This window comes from Dolichospermum sp. UHCC 0260 (assembly GCF_009711985.1).
In the GTDB taxonomy this organism is placed as follows: domain Bacteria; phylum Cyanobacteriota; class Cyanobacteriia; order Cyanobacteriales; family Nostocaceae; genus Dolichospermum; species Dolichospermum lemmermannii.
In genome coordinates, this window is the sequence record NZ_VIKZ01000029.1 from 24,273 (window position 1) to 42,878 (window position 18,606).

Genomic DNA, 18,606 nt, shown 5'->3' on the forward strand with positions numbered 1-18,606 from the left:
TAACAACTAACTAATGACCAATTCAAAACCTCCTTTCTGGCGTGATCATCGCTTTTGGCAAAAAGCTATTCAGCTAATTTTTGTATTTTTAGCAGTAGTTATAGTTATTATCTTGTGGGGGAATGTCAGACGAAATTTACAGCAATTAGGAATTCAATTTGGATTTAATTTTCTCAAGCAACAAGCATCTTTTGATATTGGTGAAACTCTCATTAATTATCAACCAACGGATGCCTATAATTATGCTTTATTAGTAGGATTAGTTAATTCTTTAAGAATAGCAATAATGGGAATTTGTCTCACCACAATTGTGGGAATTACTGCGGGAATTACGCGATTATCAGATAATTGGTTAGTGAGGAAAATTAGTCTGGTTTATGTAGAAGTTTTTCGGAATACTCCATTATTATTGCAATTGCTATTTTGGTATTTTGCAGTTTTCTTGAGTTTTCCCAAAGCCGAAAATAAACTTTCCTTATTGGGTTTTGTTAACTTTAGCCAAAACGGGATTCAACTTCCTTGGTTTACCTTGTCTCCAGAATTTTCTAGTTTATTATTGGGGTTAACTTTTTACACAGGTGCATTTATTGCGGAAATTGTGCGGGGAGGAATTCAATCAGTACCAAAAGGACAACTAGAAGCCGCCAAATCTCTGGGGTTAAAACCAGATTTAGCAATGCGATTAGTGATTTTTCCCCAAGCGTTGCGGGTGATTATTCCCCCATTAACCAGTCAATATCTCAATTTAACAAAAAATTCTAGTTTAGCGATCGCTATCGGTTATCCTGATATTTATTTTGTTGCTTCTACCACTTTTAACCAAACTGGGAAAGCGGTAGAAGTAATGCTGTTAATTATGATTACCTATCTGACTTTGAGTTTGATAATTTCTTTCACCATGAATTTATTTAATCGTTCTGTGCAAATTAAGGAAAGATAATGTTGAACGCAGATAAATACGGGTGATAATTATTCTACATGGTTTCACATTTCTATGATGATTAAACTGACTTGGTTAAGAAAAAATCTCTTTAATAATTGGTACAATAGTTTACTAACTGTTGTTTGTTTTATCTTTCTATTTTGGTTAGTTCAAGGATTTGCAATTTGGTTAATTACTAAGGCACAATGGCAAGTAATCCAAGTTAATTTACACTTATTTTTAGTAGGAAGATTTCCCCAAAGTTTATATTGGCGGATTTGGGTTGTTTTGGGAATATCTACAACTTTAACCGCAATTACAGCGAGTGCATTTACCAAAAAAGCAATATTCACAAACCGCAATTCTTTGATTGCTGTTGTGATTATGGGGATTTCACTGTTTATTTTCCCCATACCATTAACAAGCCGTTTATGGTTATTATTAATAGTAGGTTCAATATTTGCAGGTTTGATAATTGGTCAAAATTTTACTAAAATCATCACACCTTGGCTTTCACTAATTTGGTTATCATCATTTTTCATAATTATCTGGTTAATTGGTGGTGGTTTAGGATTGCAATCTGTATCTACAAACCTATGGAATGGGTTATTACTTACCCTATTAATGGCAATAATTAGTATTTTCCTTTCCTTTCCTATAGGAGTTTTACTCGCATTAGGAAGAACCAGCAATTTACCTGTAGTGCGGTGGTTTTCTATTCTTTATATTGAAATTGTTAGAGGATTACCCTTAATTGGGATTCTATTTTTAGCCCAAGTTATGTTACCCTTATTCTTACCAGCAGATTTACGTTTAGATCGTTTACTCAGAGGTATTGTGGGACTAATATTATTTAGTGCAGCATACATGGCTGAAAATGTGCGCGGAGGACTACAAGCAATTCCCAGAGGACAAATAGAAGCAGGAAAAGCACTAGGATTAAATACACCTTTATTACTCATATTAGTCATATTACCCCAAGCCTTACGCGCAGTTATTCCCGCAATTGTTGGTCAATTTATTGGTTTATTTAAAGATACTTCTCTTTTATCATTAGTAGGATTAGTAGAATTAACAGGAATGGCACGCTCTATATTAGCACAACCGCAATTTTTAGGAAGATATGCAGAAGTATATTTATTTATCGGGTTGATTTATTGGGTATTTTGTTATTCAATGTCCTTAGCTGCTAAAAACCTAGAGAAACAATTAACATCGTAGGTTGGGTTGACGCAAGGAAACCCAACATTCCTAAATATCTATTTAAATCTTAAACTACACAAAAGGAATATATGACAGAATCAAAACCGATAATTATTGCTGAAGATGTTCACAAATGGTATGGTAAATTTCATGCCCTCCAAGGTGTCAGTTTAACCGTAGAACGGGGAGAAGTGGTTGTTTTAATGGGACCATCCGGTTCAGGAAAATCAACCTTTATTAGAACATTTAACGCCTTAGAAGAATATCAACAAGGAACTATTACCATTGACGGGATTACCCTCAGTCATGATTTAAGAAATATTGAAACAATTCGTCGAGAAGTGGGAATGGTATTTCAGCAATTTAATTTATTTCCCCATTTAACAGTTTTAGAAAATATCACCTTAGCACCAATATATGTCCGCAAAATATCCAAAGTTAAAGCCGAAGAATTAGCAATGCAATTATTAGAAAGAGTGGGAATTTTAGCACAAGCACAAAAATATCCAGGACAATTATCTGGTGGACAACAACAACGAGTAGCCATAGCGCGTGCATTAGCAATGCAACCGAAAATCATGTTATTTGATGAACCGACATCAGCATTAGATCCAGAAATGGTAAGAGAAGTTTTAGACGTAATGCGAAACCTAGCTAATGACGGAATGACAATGGTAGTTGTTACCCATGAAGTCGGATTTGCGCGAGAAGTTGCTGATAGAGTAGTGCTAATGGACAGCGGTTTATTAGTTGAATCCTCTACCCCCGACACCTTTTTTACTAATCCCAAGGAAGAAAGAACCAGGAAATTTTTATCCCAAATTCTCTAGGGTGATTTAATTCAGGCTAAAGATCCCCGACTTCTTAATTTAATCTTTTGTAAATAATGATAATTTATCAAAGAAGTCGGGGATCTAAATGCAGGTTTAACGATGTCCAAATATTGGGAAGATTTGATAATGTTCTTTATCTATTTCTGTCCAGCGATTTTCTAGTAATAATTTGGCTGTTTCTTCAAGCCAGATATTGAACTCTATTTGATAAGTTATGGTCATCAATTTAATTTACCCCTGACTACAATTATTTGATGACATGATAATCAATAATCAGTGAGTCATTTCATTTAAAGCTATATTAATTATTTCTTCACTAACCCCATGATGTTTTAAATTTTCAATAAAAGTAGAAACTCCTTGATTACGACTTTCTAAATAATATAATATAGCTGCGATAGGAGATGGAGGATCAATAGGATAATTTTGTTGTTCATAGACTTCTACTAAAGTCGTTAAAATATCTAATTTCTCATATTCTGGTGTATTAGGTTCAGCATCAAAAATTTGTTCGATTTCTTTTAATGCCTATGCTTGCATACAAAAGGGAGAAAACTCGGTTCAATTCCGAGGCAGTCCATTTACATTTTGCGTATTTGCTTGGGAAAAACCCTAAACTTTCATAAACTATCTAACTTGGCCAAAGATATTTTCACACAATTACAAACACCAAGCCAATCACGCTCTGACAAATGACCAATTAAACTAAAATTAGCTGAAGGTGGCAGTGTCACAATATAACTGCGAAAAATAGACGCAACTCGTAAACCAGCCTCATTCCAATCTTGAAGTATATAGTCAGTAATACCTAATGCAGTTGTTTGAGAAGTAATTAATCCAATGATAACATCAGGACGATTTGCGTGATAAATTACAGATGATAAAACTACAGCCGGACGGCGTTTAATACCTGTAGCGCCAGGAAAATCAACCGTTACCACATCCCCAGGATTAAATTTCACTGTGTTATTTCGTCACTTTCTGGAAATATCGAAGCAGCATATTGTAAAGAAAAAGAGGTGATATCAAGTTGGTCTTCTTCTGTCCAAGTATGACTTTCATCAATAACAGACAAATTTTTCTCAGCTAAATTATTTTCTAAAGCGTTGAGAATGAGTCTAGCAATTATATCTTGTTCGGTTTCAGGAAGTTGCTTTATTTGTTTAATGGCTTCTTCAAGTAATTGAGTCATAGTTTTTACCGCTAATCATTATCCATTATACTAGATATAAGACAGCCAGGGAATAAATTCCCTGTCTAAAAGCAAAAGTCGGTTAAAACCGACTCATAAAAAATAATTCTCCTTTTACTAATCTGCTTGATTGTGAATCGTTGCATTAACTTCTAATACTTTGATACCTAGTTTTCGGGCTATTTGTTTTGGTGTTAAATTTAATGCCCGTAAATTCACGATTTCTTGTTCTTGTGCTGGTGTGATAATTTATTACAGCGGTTTCCGCTCTTATGAGGTACAAAGTCGAATCATGAAACTCTTGTAGTGCGGGCATCTTGCCCGCTAGATATGTACCTCATAACACCGGGAAGTGCTGTATTATCTCCAAACAACCTATCCAAAAATATTAAACCTTAATTAACACCTTAGCAAATTTCAAGGTATTTTTAATTTTTAATTCCCCAAAGAAGTTGACCAAATAATTAATTCACCTTGTTCACCACCTGCGGCTAAAAATTGTCCTTGGGGATGCCAAGATAGGGTAGAAAAACCTGCTTCTGTATCGGTAAAAATCTGTGATACTTGTTTGTTTTCATCCCATAAACATAACCAACCGTCAGCACCAGCGGAAGCAATAATAAAACTTTGGGGTGCAAAAGATATTGCATTAATGATATCCACATGATTGGTTAATATTTGCGCTTCCCAACCCACAGATTCATCTACCGACTTCTCCCATGCTACTATGCCTTCAACGCTGGAAACAGCCAAAATTGGCGCACCTGTGGGGGCTTTTAGTTCTGACCATGCTAAGTGACGAATTTTTCCTGGAAAGCCACGCATGACCCAAGGATCAGGGTTTTCCCATTGTAAAACGGTGAGAGTCCGATCCATATTTCCAGATGCTAAATATTCACCATCACCAGACCAAGCTATTGCTGTACTGACGGTAGACATGGAAAGCATAAATGGTTCTTCATCCCAATCTTGAGTAGACCAAGTTTTTACGCCTTTATAACCGTTAATAGCTAAATATTTGCCATCTTTGCGCCAATCAATTCCCAAAATTGAGGAATCATTAAAATTGAGAGTAGCAATAACTTCTAATGTATCTGCATCCCAAATTTGCACATAACGCCCTAAACTAAAAGCTAGTTGATTATGAGTAGGACTCCATGCTAATTGATCAACCCAAACAGGCGCATTTTCTAAAGTGCTAATTAATTGATTTTCACACCAAATTTTTACTTTACCATCTTGTCCACCAATGGCTAAATATTTGCCATGATGGGAAAAAGCCAGACAATTTACTGCTTTATCTGTAGCAGTTTGTAAGGTTGTTAATTCGCCATTTTCCCATAAAATAACTTCTCCAGCCGCCGAACTAGCTGCTAGTATTTCTCCTTGAGAAGACCAAGCCAAAGCGGTGACATAATCTGCAAGTTTTGTGGAATAATGTTTTGTAAATTCTGGAGATTTGCTAGTTGTTAAGTTCATAGTTTTGATATTTCATTTACAGATTTACAGATTTCCAGATCCCCGACTTCTTGAAGAAGTCGGGGATCTAATTAGTTTATTTAACTCATACAAGCAAAAAAGTCTTCTTTTAATTTAGTTTCATCTAAATTTCTACCAATAAATACAAGTTCATTTTTACGAGTTTCATTTACTTTCCAAGGTCTATCTGCTTGACCTTCAAATATCATGTGTACTCCTTGGAAAACAAAACGAGTATCCTCACCTTCAATATTTAAAATCCCTTTCATTCTGAAGATATCTGTTCCTTGTGTTCTGAGTAATTCTGACATCCAGGCATTGATTTTTTCACCATTTACAGAACCTGCTGCGACTATAGCTACAGAAGAGACGCTTTCATCATGGACATGAGCATCTTCTCCTAAAAAATTAGGATCAATTTCTAAAGCCTGATCTAAATTAAATGCTTGAATTCCTAATAAAGCTGACATTGCTAATTCGGAATTATGGGTGCGGTGAATTTTTGCCATTGCATTCATTGACCGAATCCGGGTTTCTAATTCATCTAAAACTTCTGGTGTTACCAAATCAGTTTTGTTCAATAAAATCACGTCAGCAAAAGCAATTTGTTCTTGAGCTTCGTCCGCTTCCCAATGTTGCCAAATATGTTTAGCATCAACAACTGTGACAACTGCATCTAATGATAATTGATCTTGTAGATCTTCATCTACAAAAAACGTTTGAATTACAGGTGCAGGATCAGCTAATCCAGTGGTTTCAATGACTAAATGATCAAACTTATCTCGGCGTTTCATTAAATTGCCAATGATGCGAATTAAATCACCACGAACTGTACAACAAATACAGCCATTATTCATTTCAAATATTTCTTCATCTGCATCAATTACCAATTGATTATCAATACCTACTTCGCCAAATTCGTTGACAATAACGGCAACTTTTTTACCGTGTTCGTAGGTAAGAATATGATTTAATAGAGTGGTTTTACCTGCGCCTAAGTAGCCAGTTAAAACGGTTACTGGTACTGAATTAAATGTTTCTGAAGTCATCGCCCACCTGAGATTAATTTAGGTTAATTTTATTGAGTATAGCCCTATCTAGCCCTGAAAAACAAGATCCCCCACTTCTTAGAGAAATCGAGGATCTGACTCTTGCATTAATTAAATGAACATGATACCAATCTCTATTACCGTGAGTTTAGCTACCCTTGGTATATACCAATAAGTTCTTATACTCTTCAATCTTGTGCATTTTCCCCTGTTTTACAAATGATTCAATCATTGGTTTAGCATGACCCCAACCAATTGATTTTGTATAGAAGAGAATTTTGCCATTGGGATTCAGTTTACTAAGAAACATCGCTAGAAGAGATTCTTCATTATGATGTAAAAAAGGTGCTTCTTCAGGCATATAAAATTCGCCTAGATGAAACAAAGAAATTACATCGAGCATGGGTAAAGAACGATCTGTCAAGGTGTATATATCTGTACAGAGAACCTTATAATACTTGGACAGTAGACGATCTTTAAGAGATAATCGGACATATTCTTGATGTTCGGGTGCAGAAGCAGTAATCCCAATAATTTCATTTGGTTGAGAAAATTTCTGATTTTCCAATCCTAGAATATGATGAGAGCCTGTGCCAAAATGGAAGATGGTTTGATCTTGGATATTATGCTTTTGTAAGTATTCAACTAATTCAAGATCACATGGACAACGCTCTGGTTGTAATCCCCAAGATGATTTTTCGCGGTAGTAATCAGCACCAACCCATTGTGGTAAAACTGGACGAGAAAAACTCAAAAAATAGTAAAGTCTTGCTAGGTGGCGATTTGTAAAAACTATTCCCCGAACTGTTTTTCTAATACTAGTAACCATGAATTAATCAACCTCAATAGTTTGGAAAAGATGTTTTTGATATGTCGGATACGCGGCACATTAAGAGGATGTTTGAAAAGTTTTGAATGTATAGACTGACCCCTCTCCAAACCTCTCCCCTTGCAGGGGAGAGGCTTTAAAACCCCCATTCCCTTGCAGGGAAGGGGGGTAGGGGGGTTAGGTTTTTGGAGATTACGGGTTTGATATAATACTTTTCAAACAACCTCTAAGGTAGGATGCTAAAAATATTCATCAGCAAAACTACAATTAAGCTATAGAAATTTAGCTCAATTCAAATTTATTGAGCCAGGTAAATTGACATCCCAGATTATTTTTGTAATTGTCGTGCTTGATGGTGACAGACAAATGATTACTGATGATATGCTTGAAGATTGAGTCATCCTAGATGGACAAAGTTCATCAAAATCCCTGAAAACCTGCTCTATGTGAGTACCCAAAAAAATACTGGGTGCTGAATTTCTAGAACTTAGGCAAGTCTAACATACGAAAAATAAAGCTCACATCAAGTACAGATGAAAGTTTAATTAACTTTTGCTATGTGTGGGCATTTTTGATAAATCTCTACAGAATATAGCCATCCTATTTGATTGGTGTCAGAGTCAGATCCCCGACTCCTCAGAGAAGTCGGGGATCTTATTGTTCAATTTAAGCTTCAATCACCACGCGCAAATTACCGCGTTTTTTCGCAACTCGACAAGCGGTAGTGCTACCAATTCGTTCAAATTCTAAATCTAAAATCGTGCCACCAACACGCAAATTGTGAAAAGATAAATTGTTAATTGATTCTGGTAAAGCTGGGTCAATAATTCGCAAACAATTATTCTGTGCGTCTGGGACTAAATTCACCATCATTTGCAATAGTTGAAAAATGCTACCTGTAGCCCAAGCTTGGGGAGTACAAGCAACGGGATACTGGACGGGAGCATTATCACCGTTCATTTCATAACCGCAAAATAGTTCTGGAGGACGTTGATAGGGTTGCTGGGAGGTCATGTTGAATAACCCTTGAAATAGTTCGAGAGATTGATCAATTAAACCGAGCGATCGCAATCCCATTCCAATCATAGAATTATCATGAGGCCAAACTGAACCAGTATGATAACCCATCGGATTATAAGCCGGTGACAAACTACTTAAAGTTCTAATTCCCCAACCATTAAACATATCCGCAGCCTGCAGTCTTTCTGCCACACTATAGGCTTTTGCAGACGTAAATATCCCCAAATTTAAACACTGGCCAGGATTAGAACTAATACTATCTACTGGTTTACCTTCTCCATCCAAAGCCAAAGCACAGAAATCTTGATCTTCTAACCAAAAATCTTGGTTAAATTTAGCCCTAAGTTGTCTCGCTTCTGTTTGCCAAAGTTCTTCTAAGTCTGGGCGTTGTTGGATTTTGGCAATTTCTGCGAGGCGGTTTTTCGCTGCATAGACATAAGCTTGCACCTCACACAGAGAAATTGGCCCAATGGCTAATTCTCCTTTGCGGTTGACAATACAATCACCAGAATCTTTCCAACCTTGGTTAATTAGACCACCTTTAGATTTGCGTGCATAGCTGAGATAACCAGTTTCTTGAAGTTGACGATCAATCCAACCCATAGCCGCTAAAGCATTTGGCCACAGTGCTTCCAAGGTTTCTTGATCATGAGTCCAACTGTAATATTCAGCATACAACATTAACCACAGCGGCGTAGCATCCACAGTACCGTAGTAGGGTGTATTGGGAATTTCTTGACATCTCGCCATTTCTCCCAACCGCAGTTCATGTAAAATCTTACCAGGTTCTTCTTCCCGCCAAATATTATCAGTTTGACCCTGATATTCTGCCAATAGTATCAAGGTTTCTTTGGCAATTTTGGAATTCAACATCAAGGTTTGGGACGCGGTAATGATCGAATCTCGACCAAACAAAGTAGAAAACCAAGGAACTCCAGCAGAAACAGTTTTATGTTTGCCAAAGGACTGAAGTAACAAATATATATCTTGTTCAGCCCGCGAAATGACGCGATTAAAAAGACTTTTATCTGAACTAATCCGGGTAATTTGCTGCAACCAATTTTGCTCCTCCATTAATTCAGCAGCTTTTGCTTGTGCTAAAGTAGAGGCAGCACTGATAGTAGAGCTAGGTTGATTGTCAGTGAACATATTCAGCCGATAACCTAACTTCTTAGTTTCATGAGATGCCAATTCTATGCGCCAAACTGCCGTAGAACCGTGAAACCGAGTTGGTTGTAAATGCTGAAATTGAATTAGAGACTCCATAATCGAAGCATCTAAACCCTGATATGCAAGGGTTAGAGATTCTTCTTTATGGGTTTGAGGAGATGAGGATGCAACATGATCAGATGTTAATTCATTTAAATGTAAAAGTCTTCCCCGTTTTTGGCGATGATGACCTCTAACCTCAAATAAATCCACAAAATCAGCATCAAAACTCAGACTCAGTTCAAAAACAATGCTGGTAGTGTTGTAGTTAGCAACTTCTATTTCTTCAAATAATGCCCCATTGAGAACCAGTTCTCGACGAATACCCACAGTATCAGCCTTAAAAAGATTCTCTAAATCAGGATTGGTACATAAAACCGAGAGGGCAAATCCCTTGTCAGCGTTACTACTCAGTAGTATAGGCGATCGCCCTTCAATCTGTAACTCCAAACGACTCAAAAACCTGGTATCACGGCAAAACATCCCCATACTAGGAGTGCTACCATAAAGGTAACAATCGGAAATATTCCCCATGGTATCTGTCACCAGGAATAAATCATCATCTTTAACTGTAATGGTTGGCTGTGGTCTTTGACTGACAACACAAGGCCATTCGGAAATCTCTTTTTGGTCTGCGGGAGTAAAAGTTCTGTTGTCGAGGACAATTGTTTCTGGAGTCATCAATGTATCCGGTGTCATTAGCCAGAGTTACCTATACAGGTGTAAATTTGCTCAAATCAATACTCTTAAAAAACAAAAGTAATTAAATCTAAGACAATGAATTTCTATAAATGTATACCTTATTAATTAGAAGTCAAGCCTGAAAACTGGCTGTTTTCCAAGGGTTTATTCCTTCATAAACATTGAGAGGTGCTAGAGGTAGAGAATACTTACTCAGGCATAAAATCTCAAAAAAGTAGAAAGAGGTGAATCAAAAATACTCACCACCTTTGTTTCTTTTCATACAGAACCAATAAGATCCCCGACTTCTCTAAGAAGTCGGGGATCTGACGGGGATCTGACCACCTTAATTTTGTTTAACGAAACCATTATGTCAACAACATCAGAAATTGCCGTTGAGTTTCAAAATACCAGTTTTGCCATTAATCACCGTCCCCTATTATCTAACTTAAATCTGAGCATTCATCAAGGGGAAGCATTAATTTTATTAGGACGCAGTGGGAGTGGAAAAACCACAACTTTAAAATTAATTAATCATTTACTTATTCCCACCCAAGGACAAGTTTTAGTCCAAAATCGTCCCACAACTAACTGGGATGCCATTAAACTGAGAAGACGGATAGGTTACGTCATCCAAGAAACAGGTTTATTTCCTCATTTTACCATCGCGGAAAATGTCGGACTCGTCCCATCTTTAGAAAAATGGCCACCACAGAAAATTCAAAATAGAGTTTATGAAATGTTAAACTTAGTGGGATTAGAACCAGAAAAATTTGCTCAACGTTATCCCCATCAATTATCAGGAGGTCAACGTCAGCGAGTGGGAGTTGCTAGAGCTTTAGCCGCAGATCCACCTATACTATTAATGGATGAACCTTTTGGCGCACTTGACCCAATTACCCGTTTAGAATTACAACAACAATTTCAATATTTACAACAACAATTAGGAAAAACCGTGATATTTGTCACCCATGATATTCAAGAGGCCTTCTTTTTAGCTACAAGAATTGGTTTAATGGATGAAGGGAATTTAGTTGTATTAGGAACTAGAAGAGAATTTCTCCAATCTCAACATCCAGAAGCAAAAGCATTTCTAGCTTGTTTAAATGTTGGTAATAATTGGGAGCAACTTAATTAAAATTAGATAAAAATCCAAAAATTATGTTTTTATTTCAATACGGTTCAGAAATAATTATCCACAGTGGAGAACATTTAATATTAGTCATCATATCTCTAGCGATCGCCATTTCTATTGGTCTTCCTGTAGGCATTTTTATCACTCGTCAACCAAAATTAGCTGCTCCTATTCTTGGTTTAGCAAACGCCATTCAAACCATCCCTAGTTTAGCCATCTTTGGTTTTTTAATTTCCGTACCTTTTCTGGGAGGAATTGGTAAAACTCCCGCCATATTTGCGTTAACTCTTTATGCTTTACTTCCCATAATTCGTAATACATATATTGGCATTAATAGCATCAATCCCGCCATTAAAGAAGCCGGGATAGGCATGGGAATGACAGATCAACAATTACTATTGCAAGTAGAAATTCCCCTAGCTTTACCAGTCATTTTAGCAGGGGTAAGAGTAGCCACAGTTATATCCGTAGGAATAGCCACAATTGCTGCTGCTGTTGGTGGTGGTGGTTTAGGAGTATTTATTTTTCGCGGTATTTCCACAGTTAATAATGAATTAATTTTAGCCGGAGCAGTCCCCGCTGCTGTAATTGCTTTGAGTGCAGATTTCGGTTTAGGATTATTAGAAAAAAACCTCACGAAACAAATAGCAAATAAAGGTAAATTTAATCAGCAAATAGGTATTGTTTTGGGAATAATCACCTTAATTATCGCAGGATTAATAGCTTTTAACTATCAACAAGCACCAGCAAAAATTATTATCGGTTCTAAAAATTTCACAGAACAAGTAATTTTAGGAGAATTATTAGCACAACACATAGAAAATCATACCAAATTAAAAGTAGATCGTCGTTTTAACTTAGGAGGAACATTTATTGCTCATGAAGCAGTAAAAGCGGGAAAAATTGCCGGTTATGTAGAATATACAGGAACTTCATTTACGACTATTTTAAAAGAAAAACCAATTGGTGATCCTGAAATTGTTTATCAAAAAGTCAAAGCATACTATGATCAAAAATTGAAATTAGCAGTGATGAAGCCTTTAGGCTTTGAAAATACCTTTGCCATGATTATCCGAGGAGAAGATGCCAAAAAATGGCAAATTAAAAGCCTTTCTGAAGCTGGTAAATATAGTCCGCAAATGAAAGCAGGATTTGGTTATGAATTTTTAGAAAGAGCAGATGGTTATCCAGGATTATCCCAAACCTACAACTTAAAATTTGCCAATATCAAACAAATGGAATTAGGATTAATGTATCAAGCATTAAAAGAAAAGCAAGTAGATTTTATTGCTGCCAATTCTACAGATGGTTTAATTCCAGTTTTAAACTTAGTGATTTTAGAAGATGATAAAAAATACTTCCCACCATATCAAGCTATACCTATTTTTAATCAAGAAATTCTCCAAAAATATCCAGAATTGACAGATACCATTAATCAATTAGGAGGAAAAGTTTCTACAACTGCAATCCAAAAGATGAATTATCAAGTAGATAATCAATCTCAACCAGTGGAAAAAGTTGTCAGTGAGTGGTTAAAATCTCAACAATTATAGATTTTAATTTTCATTAAAAATAATTGCTTATCCTCCCCAAAAAACAGTAACTATGCTAATATAGAACAAGAAATATTTAACAGTGTAAAAAATGAATGCCTATCAAACTTATTTAACGATTGATAATTCTCAACAGGTAGTTCTCTCTAATTTACCTTTTGCAGTAGGAACAAAAGTAGAAATCAAGATTCAGGTAATTGATGAAAAAAGATTAGCAGCAGCTAATCAATTGAAGTCTTTATTCAAAGAAATTCAATCTTTACCTTCTTCCCAAGAAATCACACAAGAAGAAATTCGTGAGGAAATTGATGCTTACCGAAGAGCAGAATGAGGGTTATTATAGATACGAATATTCTCATATCGGCTGCTTTAAAGAATAAAGTTCCTGAACAAGTAGTTTTATTTATTGCCTTTAATTTAGAGTATACTTGGTTAGTGTCAGAAGAAATTCTTGAAGAATATCAATCAGTATTAAATAGGGAAAAGTTAAACATTAATTTAGATAAACGAAATCTTTTTTTAGAATGTGTAAAAGATGTGACCACATTAATTACAGTTGATAATAATATTGAGTTTAAAAGAGATAGAAAAGATGCCAAGTTTCTTAGCTGTGCTATAGCAGCTAAAGCTGATTTACTCATTACTGGAGATAAAGATTTTAGCGAAGCACAAACGCTAATTGAGACTAAAATTATCTCAGTTTCTCAGTTTAGGGAAGCATATTTATCTTGATGAAAAGTTAAGTTAAATTCCAACTTTTGACGACTGAAATCTTCATTCTTTAAGCTATTGTGCATATAATAATGTGGATTATAATGATGTAGGTTGGGTTAACGTTAGGAAACCCAACATTGATAGGCTTTTGTTGGGTTGCGCTATCACTTAACCCAACCTACGAAAACTTATTTACCACCACATAGTTCCTGGTTCACCTTTAAATGGGCCAACAATATCAGTAGTAATCCACCCTCCGTAAAAATCACCTGTTTGCGCTTTAACTAATTCATCATTCACATAGCAAGCGTCCATTAAACTGGCATAAAAACTGTAATATTCTTGAATTGAGATAAAATTAGGACTGGGTTGAATATATCGCCAAGCAGCATTATTTATGTATTTATCTCCTACGGAAATATCATAATATTGACACCAACCTTTCCATTCACACCAAGTCTTTCTAGGTGTCTCTATTAAATGTTCTAACTTAATATCTTCAGCCGGAATATAATAGCCTGGAGGATGACTTGTTTCTAAGACTCTTTTAGCTTGATGTGTTTCTGCCAAAACAATCCCATTCACAATTATCTTCAGATGTTTGTTAGTATCTTCTAAAATTGCCGGACGGGGATAGTCCCAGACTGATTCTTGACCCGGTTGCGGGGGGATAGGACAGGGGAAACGCATCTAAATTTTATTGACAAAATACCGATTTAATGCGTAAACCAATAAATCCTCATTTATCGTTTGATTGATTTTTTCAGAGTCATAGTGATGGAATAAAATATTGTCAATAATGGTCGTTAATGCGAATATTTTGGTCATTATTGAGATTAAATTGCCCTTATTGATAAGATGCGTTTCCCCTGGGGGATAGGATTTGGTTTCATGGTTAGTCAGTTGCTTTTGTAAAATTGTCAGGGAAATTTTAAGAAACTTCTACATCTACACTACTAGATCATTTGAGAGTTTTAATTTTATTCTCAAGAATACTCACAGGAAACATAATTCCCAGTTTCTTGGTAGGATGATTAAGTGTTTTAAATACTCTGTCCCAAAATCCATGAATACCATAATTTCCATTAAAATTAGTGTGATGAAGATCATGAAAGTCTGAGGGAATGAAAAATATTGATAAAGAACTATGTCCTTCTAAATTATAAATGTTACCTATCAAACTCCATGCACAAAGTTGGGTGATGTCATATCCAAATATAAAGATTGGTAAAACGTCTGTGATGGTAACAATAATATATTCTAGAAGGCTTTTATGTCCAGCTACAAAACTGGATGTATCTTGAAATTCATGATGTTTAAGATGGATTTTGAGAAATGCTTTTTTATGAAATAATCTATGGACTATATAAAAGCAGAAATCAGCCGCAACTATTCTCATAAAAAACCATCCCAAATTTAAAAGTAAACTATTACCTCTATGAACTTCTGGGGCTAAATATAGTATGATTAATGCTGCTATTAAACTTTTAATTTCTCCTGTAATTATACCTTTGAAAGTGAAAGCAGGAAATGATTGCTTTTTTACTTTTTTAACTCTTGCAGTTAATTTTTCAGTTAAATTATCTTTACTTTTGATGAATTTTTCAATGAAAAAACCAATAGCATAAAATGAGATAGAACCAATCAGCCAGTATAGTAATACCTGGGTGATAAAATTAAGTTCTATATTATTGAACAGCAAATAAAATACCTGCTGCACAATTGTGCAGCAAATAGAAATCTTGATATAAAACTCGATTTCCAAACAAAAATTCAAAAATCTTTGCATATCTACACCCAACAACTTTCTAACCTTTAGCTAAAAACATCTTTCTTGATTTTCTATTTGAATATCTGGATCATTCAACTTGACAAAGAATCAATCCAAACCAGCCTTTTTCATCTGTCCAAGTTTTTACAGTTTTCAATCCTTTATCTGACAAGTTTTTTTCCATTGTTGCTAAATTAAACTTACGAGAAATTTCTGTAAGGATACTTTCTCCGGCTTCAAAGGAAATCTTTAAATCCAAAAGTTCTAAAGATACCCAATGGCTTTTTTGGCAATGTAAATACATTTCAATTTGATGATCAACTTGATTATAAACCGCTTGATGTTTAAACAAACTGATATCAAAATTACCTTGAAACCGCCAATTTAAATGAGAAAGCATATTCAAATTAAAAGCAGCAGTCACCTCCTGACTATCATTATAAGCAGCTTCTAAAATATCCGGGGGCTTTTGTAAATCAATCCCTAGCAGAAAGTAATCTCCTGGTTGTAAGGTTCGAGAAACTTGATTTAAGAAAATATCACATTCTTCCGGGTTAAAATTGCCTAAAGAACTTCCCAGAAAAAACAACATCCGCGATTGTAAATAATTCGATTCTAGATGGACTAAAGCTTGTTCATAAGTTCCCAATAATCCATGAATAGCAATATCAGGATACTTTTCTTGTAACTGTAAAACACTAGTTTTGAGAATCCCTCCGCTGACATCAATAGGCAGATATCTACAATTACCAGAAATTTTCTGATAAGCAGTTAATAAAGCTTGAGTTTTAGTAGAACTGCCACTACCTAATTCTATTAACTCACAACAATTTGTAATTTCGGCAATTTCATCAGCATATTGTTCTAAAATCCAGGCTTCTGTGCGAGTCGGATAATATTCTGGTAACTCACAAATTTTTTCAAATAATTGAGAACCAGGATCATCATAAAAATATTTGGGAGGTAAACTTTTCAGTTTTTCAGTTAACCCCTTAATAACATCCTTGCCATCAATACTTAACTCTTGATAATGATGATCTAAAACGGTTAAAGGTTGTGTAATCATTTTCTAAATCCTCTAGAGTGATTATAAGATCCCCGACTTCTGATATCAATTGATAATTTATTCATAAAATAAAAAAAGAAGTCGGGGATCTCGATTTTATTAATCCAAACTTTCAGCAACTCTAAAACCGACGTGCTGATAAAAATAAGGACGAAACCAGTTACGATAACAAGGTAAAGCCATTGTACCATTCGTTGCCCAAGAACCACCCAACATCATAAAATGTTTATCATCAAAAAAGGGTGCAGATTGATCTTCATAAAGATGGTGAGTTTTAAATCCTGGTAAGGGTTTGAATGTTTCCCCTAACCATTCCCAGACATTACCCCGTAGGTCAGAAAGTCCAGATTGATGATTTTCTGAAAACATTCCCACAGGCGTGGGAGAAATAAATTGTAAGTTAAGATTATAGTTATTTGCTAAACTGGAATCTGCTGATATTTTTAAGGCTTGATGCCATTCTGCTTCTGTCATTAACCGAGTATTTTTACCTTTCCACCGACAAAATGCCATGGCTTCATAATGGTTGACTTCTACAGGCCAATCTAAAGGTAAATCTAGTTCATCAAATGTGGCACGATAGCGATAGTTATTTTCTTGGTGTATCCAGAATTTGGGATATTGGATATTGTAGAGTTGTTTCCATGCCCAAGATTCAGTATGCCAATAATTTACATTATTATAACCACCGGCTTGGACAAACTCTAAAAATTCTCCATTGGTAATGAGATATTGACTTGCTAAAAATGGTTTTACTTCAACTTCTAAATGACCATATTCACTATCCCAACCAAAAGTTAAATCATCTTGGCGTTTTCCTAATTTTACTACACCACCAGGAACTTCTCGCATTTGATGATGTGGAATTTCTCCATTAGTAGGTGCATAATTCCATCCTTGGGGACGTTTTAAGTTCTCAACGGGTAATTGACGCAGCAGCATGGAAGAGGTTTCGACATGAATACGACTATGTTCTATTCCCATTAATAAAGCCCAAATAGGATGCTGTTGATGAATGGGTAAATCTAAAGGAGTCTTATTAATGATTGTGGTAATTTCTGCTCTGGCTTTGTTTCGATATTCCCAAACTTTTTTGATATTAGGCCAGTTGACTCCTTGAATGGCTACCTCTAGTTCTGCTGGTGTTTCTGGATCAACTCCTATTTCAAATAAGGTTTCATATTGGGGATTAATCCGATTTTTTATTAATCCCACTTGAATTAATTTGTTAATATAAAAAACAGCCGAATGTCCAAGATAGAAAATTAATTTATTTCTTAAAGGATCGGGATTTAGATAAAATGTTTCTTCTTTAACCAAACTCTTCATTAAGGTTTCTTCCAGTTCCCAGGAATTTTCAAAATATTTGAGTAGGGTTGTGGAACTACAATTATCGAGTTGGGGAATATGAGCATCTGTCATTTTCTTAACCTGGGGGAATTATGCAGGGGAAACGCATCTTATCAATAAGGGCAATTTAATCTCAATAATGACCAAAATATTCGCATTAACGACCATTATTGACAATATTTTATTCCATCACTATGACTCTGAAAAAATCAATCAAACGATAAATGAGGATTTATTGGTTTACGCATTAAATCGGTATTTTGTCAATAAAATTTAGATGCGTTTCCCCTGGGGGAATTATGGGGATGACCTGAATAAATTAACTTTTGTAAATAAAGCCAGAGACTAATTTTAGCATTGATGGAAATTTTATCTCAGTGATAAACACTTACAGAATTTTTTGGGCAATAATTACAGGCTATAGAGTTAAATAGCCTATATTGGGACTATTTTTTGATTTTTAACTAAAATTTAATATTTTTGGCAATTTTACCAAAAACTAGATTCCTATATTTACGGAAGACAAATATAAACAGTCTTTTTAGGTTAATCTAAAATAAGGATATGAATTTCCAAAATGCCAAATTATGCAAGCAAATT

Annotated in this window: 19 protein-coding genes; 7 read left to right on the forward strand and 12 right to left on the reverse strand. The window is 35.2% G+C overall.

From position 1 onward, the window contains the following. Positions 1 to 13: 13 nt before the first annotated feature. The 3 genes from FJR08_RS12855 to FJR08_RS12865 all read left to right on the forward strand — a co-directional run bounded on the left by FJR08_RS12855 (position 14) and on the right by FJR08_RS12865 (position 2,955). On the forward strand, positions 14 to 940 hold the full coding sequence (locus tag FJR08_RS12855; protein WP_168633425.1) for an amino acid ABC transporter permease: 927 nt from the start codon (positions 14 to 16) through the stop codon (positions 938 to 940). 57 nt (positions 941 to 997) lie between these two features. Next, entirely contained in the window at positions 998 to 2,143 is a 1,146-nt protein-coding gene (locus tag FJR08_RS12860) for an amino acid ABC transporter permease (protein ID WP_168633455.1), read from the forward strand. Positions 2,144 to 2,214: 71 nt separating this feature from the next. Further along, positions 2,215 to 2,955, forward strand: a complete 741-nt coding sequence (locus tag FJR08_RS12865) for an amino acid ABC transporter ATP-binding protein (protein WP_015079628.1) — start codon at positions 2,215 to 2,217, stop codon at positions 2,953 to 2,955. 96 nt (positions 2,956 to 3,051) lie between these two features. Here the strand turns inward: FJR08_RS12865 and FJR08_RS23260 are convergent, their stop codons facing one another. The 8 genes from FJR08_RS23260 to FJR08_RS12905 form a co-directional block, all read right to left on the reverse strand. Next, complete coding sequence (locus FJR08_RS23260) at positions 3,052 to 3,180, reverse strand: DUF29 domain-containing protein (RefSeq protein WP_217357516.1); 129 nt, start codon at positions 3,178 to 3,180, stop codon at positions 3,052 to 3,054. Positions 3,181 to 3,231: 51 nt separating this feature from the next. Continuing rightward, the gene (locus FJR08_RS23630) at positions 3,232 to 3,474 is read right to left on the reverse strand and encodes a transcriptional regulator (protein ID WP_323294542.1); all 243 of its coding nucleotides are present in this window, start codon (positions 3,472 to 3,474) and stop codon (positions 3,232 to 3,234) included. 104 nt (positions 3,475 to 3,578) lie between these two features. After that, entirely contained in the window at positions 3,579 to 3,920 is a 342-nt protein-coding gene (locus tag FJR08_RS12875) for a type II toxin-antitoxin system PemK/MazF family toxin (RefSeq protein ID WP_027404955.1), read from the reverse strand. Next, positions 3,917 to 4,150 carry a hypothetical protein gene (locus FJR08_RS12880; protein WP_168633426.1) on the reverse strand — a complete coding sequence of 78 codons (234 nt, stop codon included), beginning with the start codon at positions 4,148 to 4,150 and terminating at the stop codon, positions 3,917 to 3,919. Before FJR08_RS12880 ends, FJR08_RS12875 begins: the two co-directional genes overlap by 4 nt. A gap of 435 nt (positions 4,151 to 4,585) precedes the next feature. After that, entirely contained in the window at positions 4,586 to 5,629 is a 1,044-nt protein-coding gene (locus tag FJR08_RS12890) for a WD40 repeat domain-containing protein (RefSeq protein ID WP_168633427.1), read from the reverse strand. 80 nt (positions 5,630 to 5,709) lie between these two features. Continuing rightward, complete coding sequence (locus tag FJR08_RS12895) at positions 5,710 to 6,678, reverse strand: GTP-binding protein (RefSeq protein WP_168633428.1); 969 nt, start codon at positions 6,676 to 6,678, stop codon at positions 5,710 to 5,712. Between the two features lie 148 nt (positions 6,679 to 6,826). Continuing rightward, positions 6,827 to 7,507, reverse strand: coding sequence for a hypothetical protein (locus tag FJR08_RS12900; RefSeq protein ID WP_015079632.1), 681 nt, complete (start codon positions 7,505 to 7,507; stop codon positions 6,827 to 6,829). Positions 7,508 to 8,173: 666 nt separating this feature from the next. Next, positions 8,174 to 10,435, reverse strand: coding sequence for an amylo-alpha-1,6-glucosidase (locus FJR08_RS12905; protein ID WP_168633429.1), 2,262 nt, complete (start codon positions 10,433 to 10,435; stop codon positions 8,174 to 8,176). Between the two features lie 352 nt (positions 10,436 to 10,787). On the opposite strand from FJR08_RS12905, the gene FJR08_RS12910 reads away from it, so the two are divergent. From FJR08_RS12910 to FJR08_RS12925, 4 genes are all read left to right on the forward strand, one after another. Then, entirely contained in the window at positions 10,788 to 11,555 is a 768-nt protein-coding gene (locus tag FJR08_RS12910; protein ID WP_168633430.1) for an ATP-binding cassette domain-containing protein, read from the forward strand. 23 nt (positions 11,556 to 11,578) lie between these two features. Continuing rightward, the gene (locus FJR08_RS12915; protein WP_168633431.1) at positions 11,579 to 13,105 is read left to right on the forward strand and encodes a glycine betaine ABC transporter substrate-binding protein; all 1,527 of its coding nucleotides are present in this window, start codon (positions 11,579 to 11,581) and stop codon (positions 13,103 to 13,105) included. A gap of 91 nt (positions 13,106 to 13,196) precedes the next feature. Next, entirely contained in the window at positions 13,197 to 13,436 is a 240-nt protein-coding gene (locus tag FJR08_RS12920) for a hypothetical protein (protein WP_168633432.1), read from the forward strand. Next, positions 13,433 to 13,837 (forward strand): putative toxin-antitoxin system toxin component, PIN family, encoded by a 405-nt coding sequence (locus FJR08_RS12925; protein WP_168633433.1) that lies wholly within the window; start codon positions 13,433 to 13,435, stop codon positions 13,835 to 13,837. Before FJR08_RS12920 ends, FJR08_RS12925 begins: the two co-directional genes overlap by 4 nt. A gap of 174 nt (positions 13,838 to 14,011) precedes the next feature. Here the strand turns inward: FJR08_RS12925 and FJR08_RS12930 are convergent, their stop codons facing one another. From FJR08_RS12930 to ovoA, 4 genes are all read right to left on the reverse strand, one after another. Continuing rightward, positions 14,012 to 14,509, reverse strand: a complete 498-nt coding sequence (locus FJR08_RS12930) for a DUF427 domain-containing protein (protein WP_168633434.1) — start codon at positions 14,507 to 14,509, stop codon at positions 14,012 to 14,014. A gap of 271 nt (positions 14,510 to 14,780) precedes the next feature. Beyond that, positions 14,781 to 15,608 carry a sterol desaturase family protein gene (locus FJR08_RS12935; protein WP_015079638.1) on the reverse strand — a complete coding sequence of 276 codons (828 nt, stop codon included), beginning with the start codon at positions 15,606 to 15,608 and terminating at the stop codon, positions 14,781 to 14,783. Positions 15,609 to 15,678: 70 nt separating this feature from the next. Beyond that, positions 15,679 to 16,656, reverse strand: coding sequence for an L-histidine N(alpha)-methyltransferase (gene egtD / locus FJR08_RS12940; RefSeq protein WP_168633435.1), 978 nt, complete (start codon positions 16,654 to 16,656; stop codon positions 15,679 to 15,681). A 99-nt stretch (positions 16,657 to 16,755) separates the two neighbouring features. Continuing rightward, the gene (gene ovoA / locus FJR08_RS12945) at positions 16,756 to 18,078 is read right to left on the reverse strand and encodes a 5-histidylcysteine sulfoxide synthase (RefSeq protein ID WP_168633436.1); all 1,323 of its coding nucleotides are present in this window, start codon (positions 18,076 to 18,078) and stop codon (positions 16,756 to 16,758) included. Positions 18,079 to 18,606 lie beyond the last annotated feature (528 nt).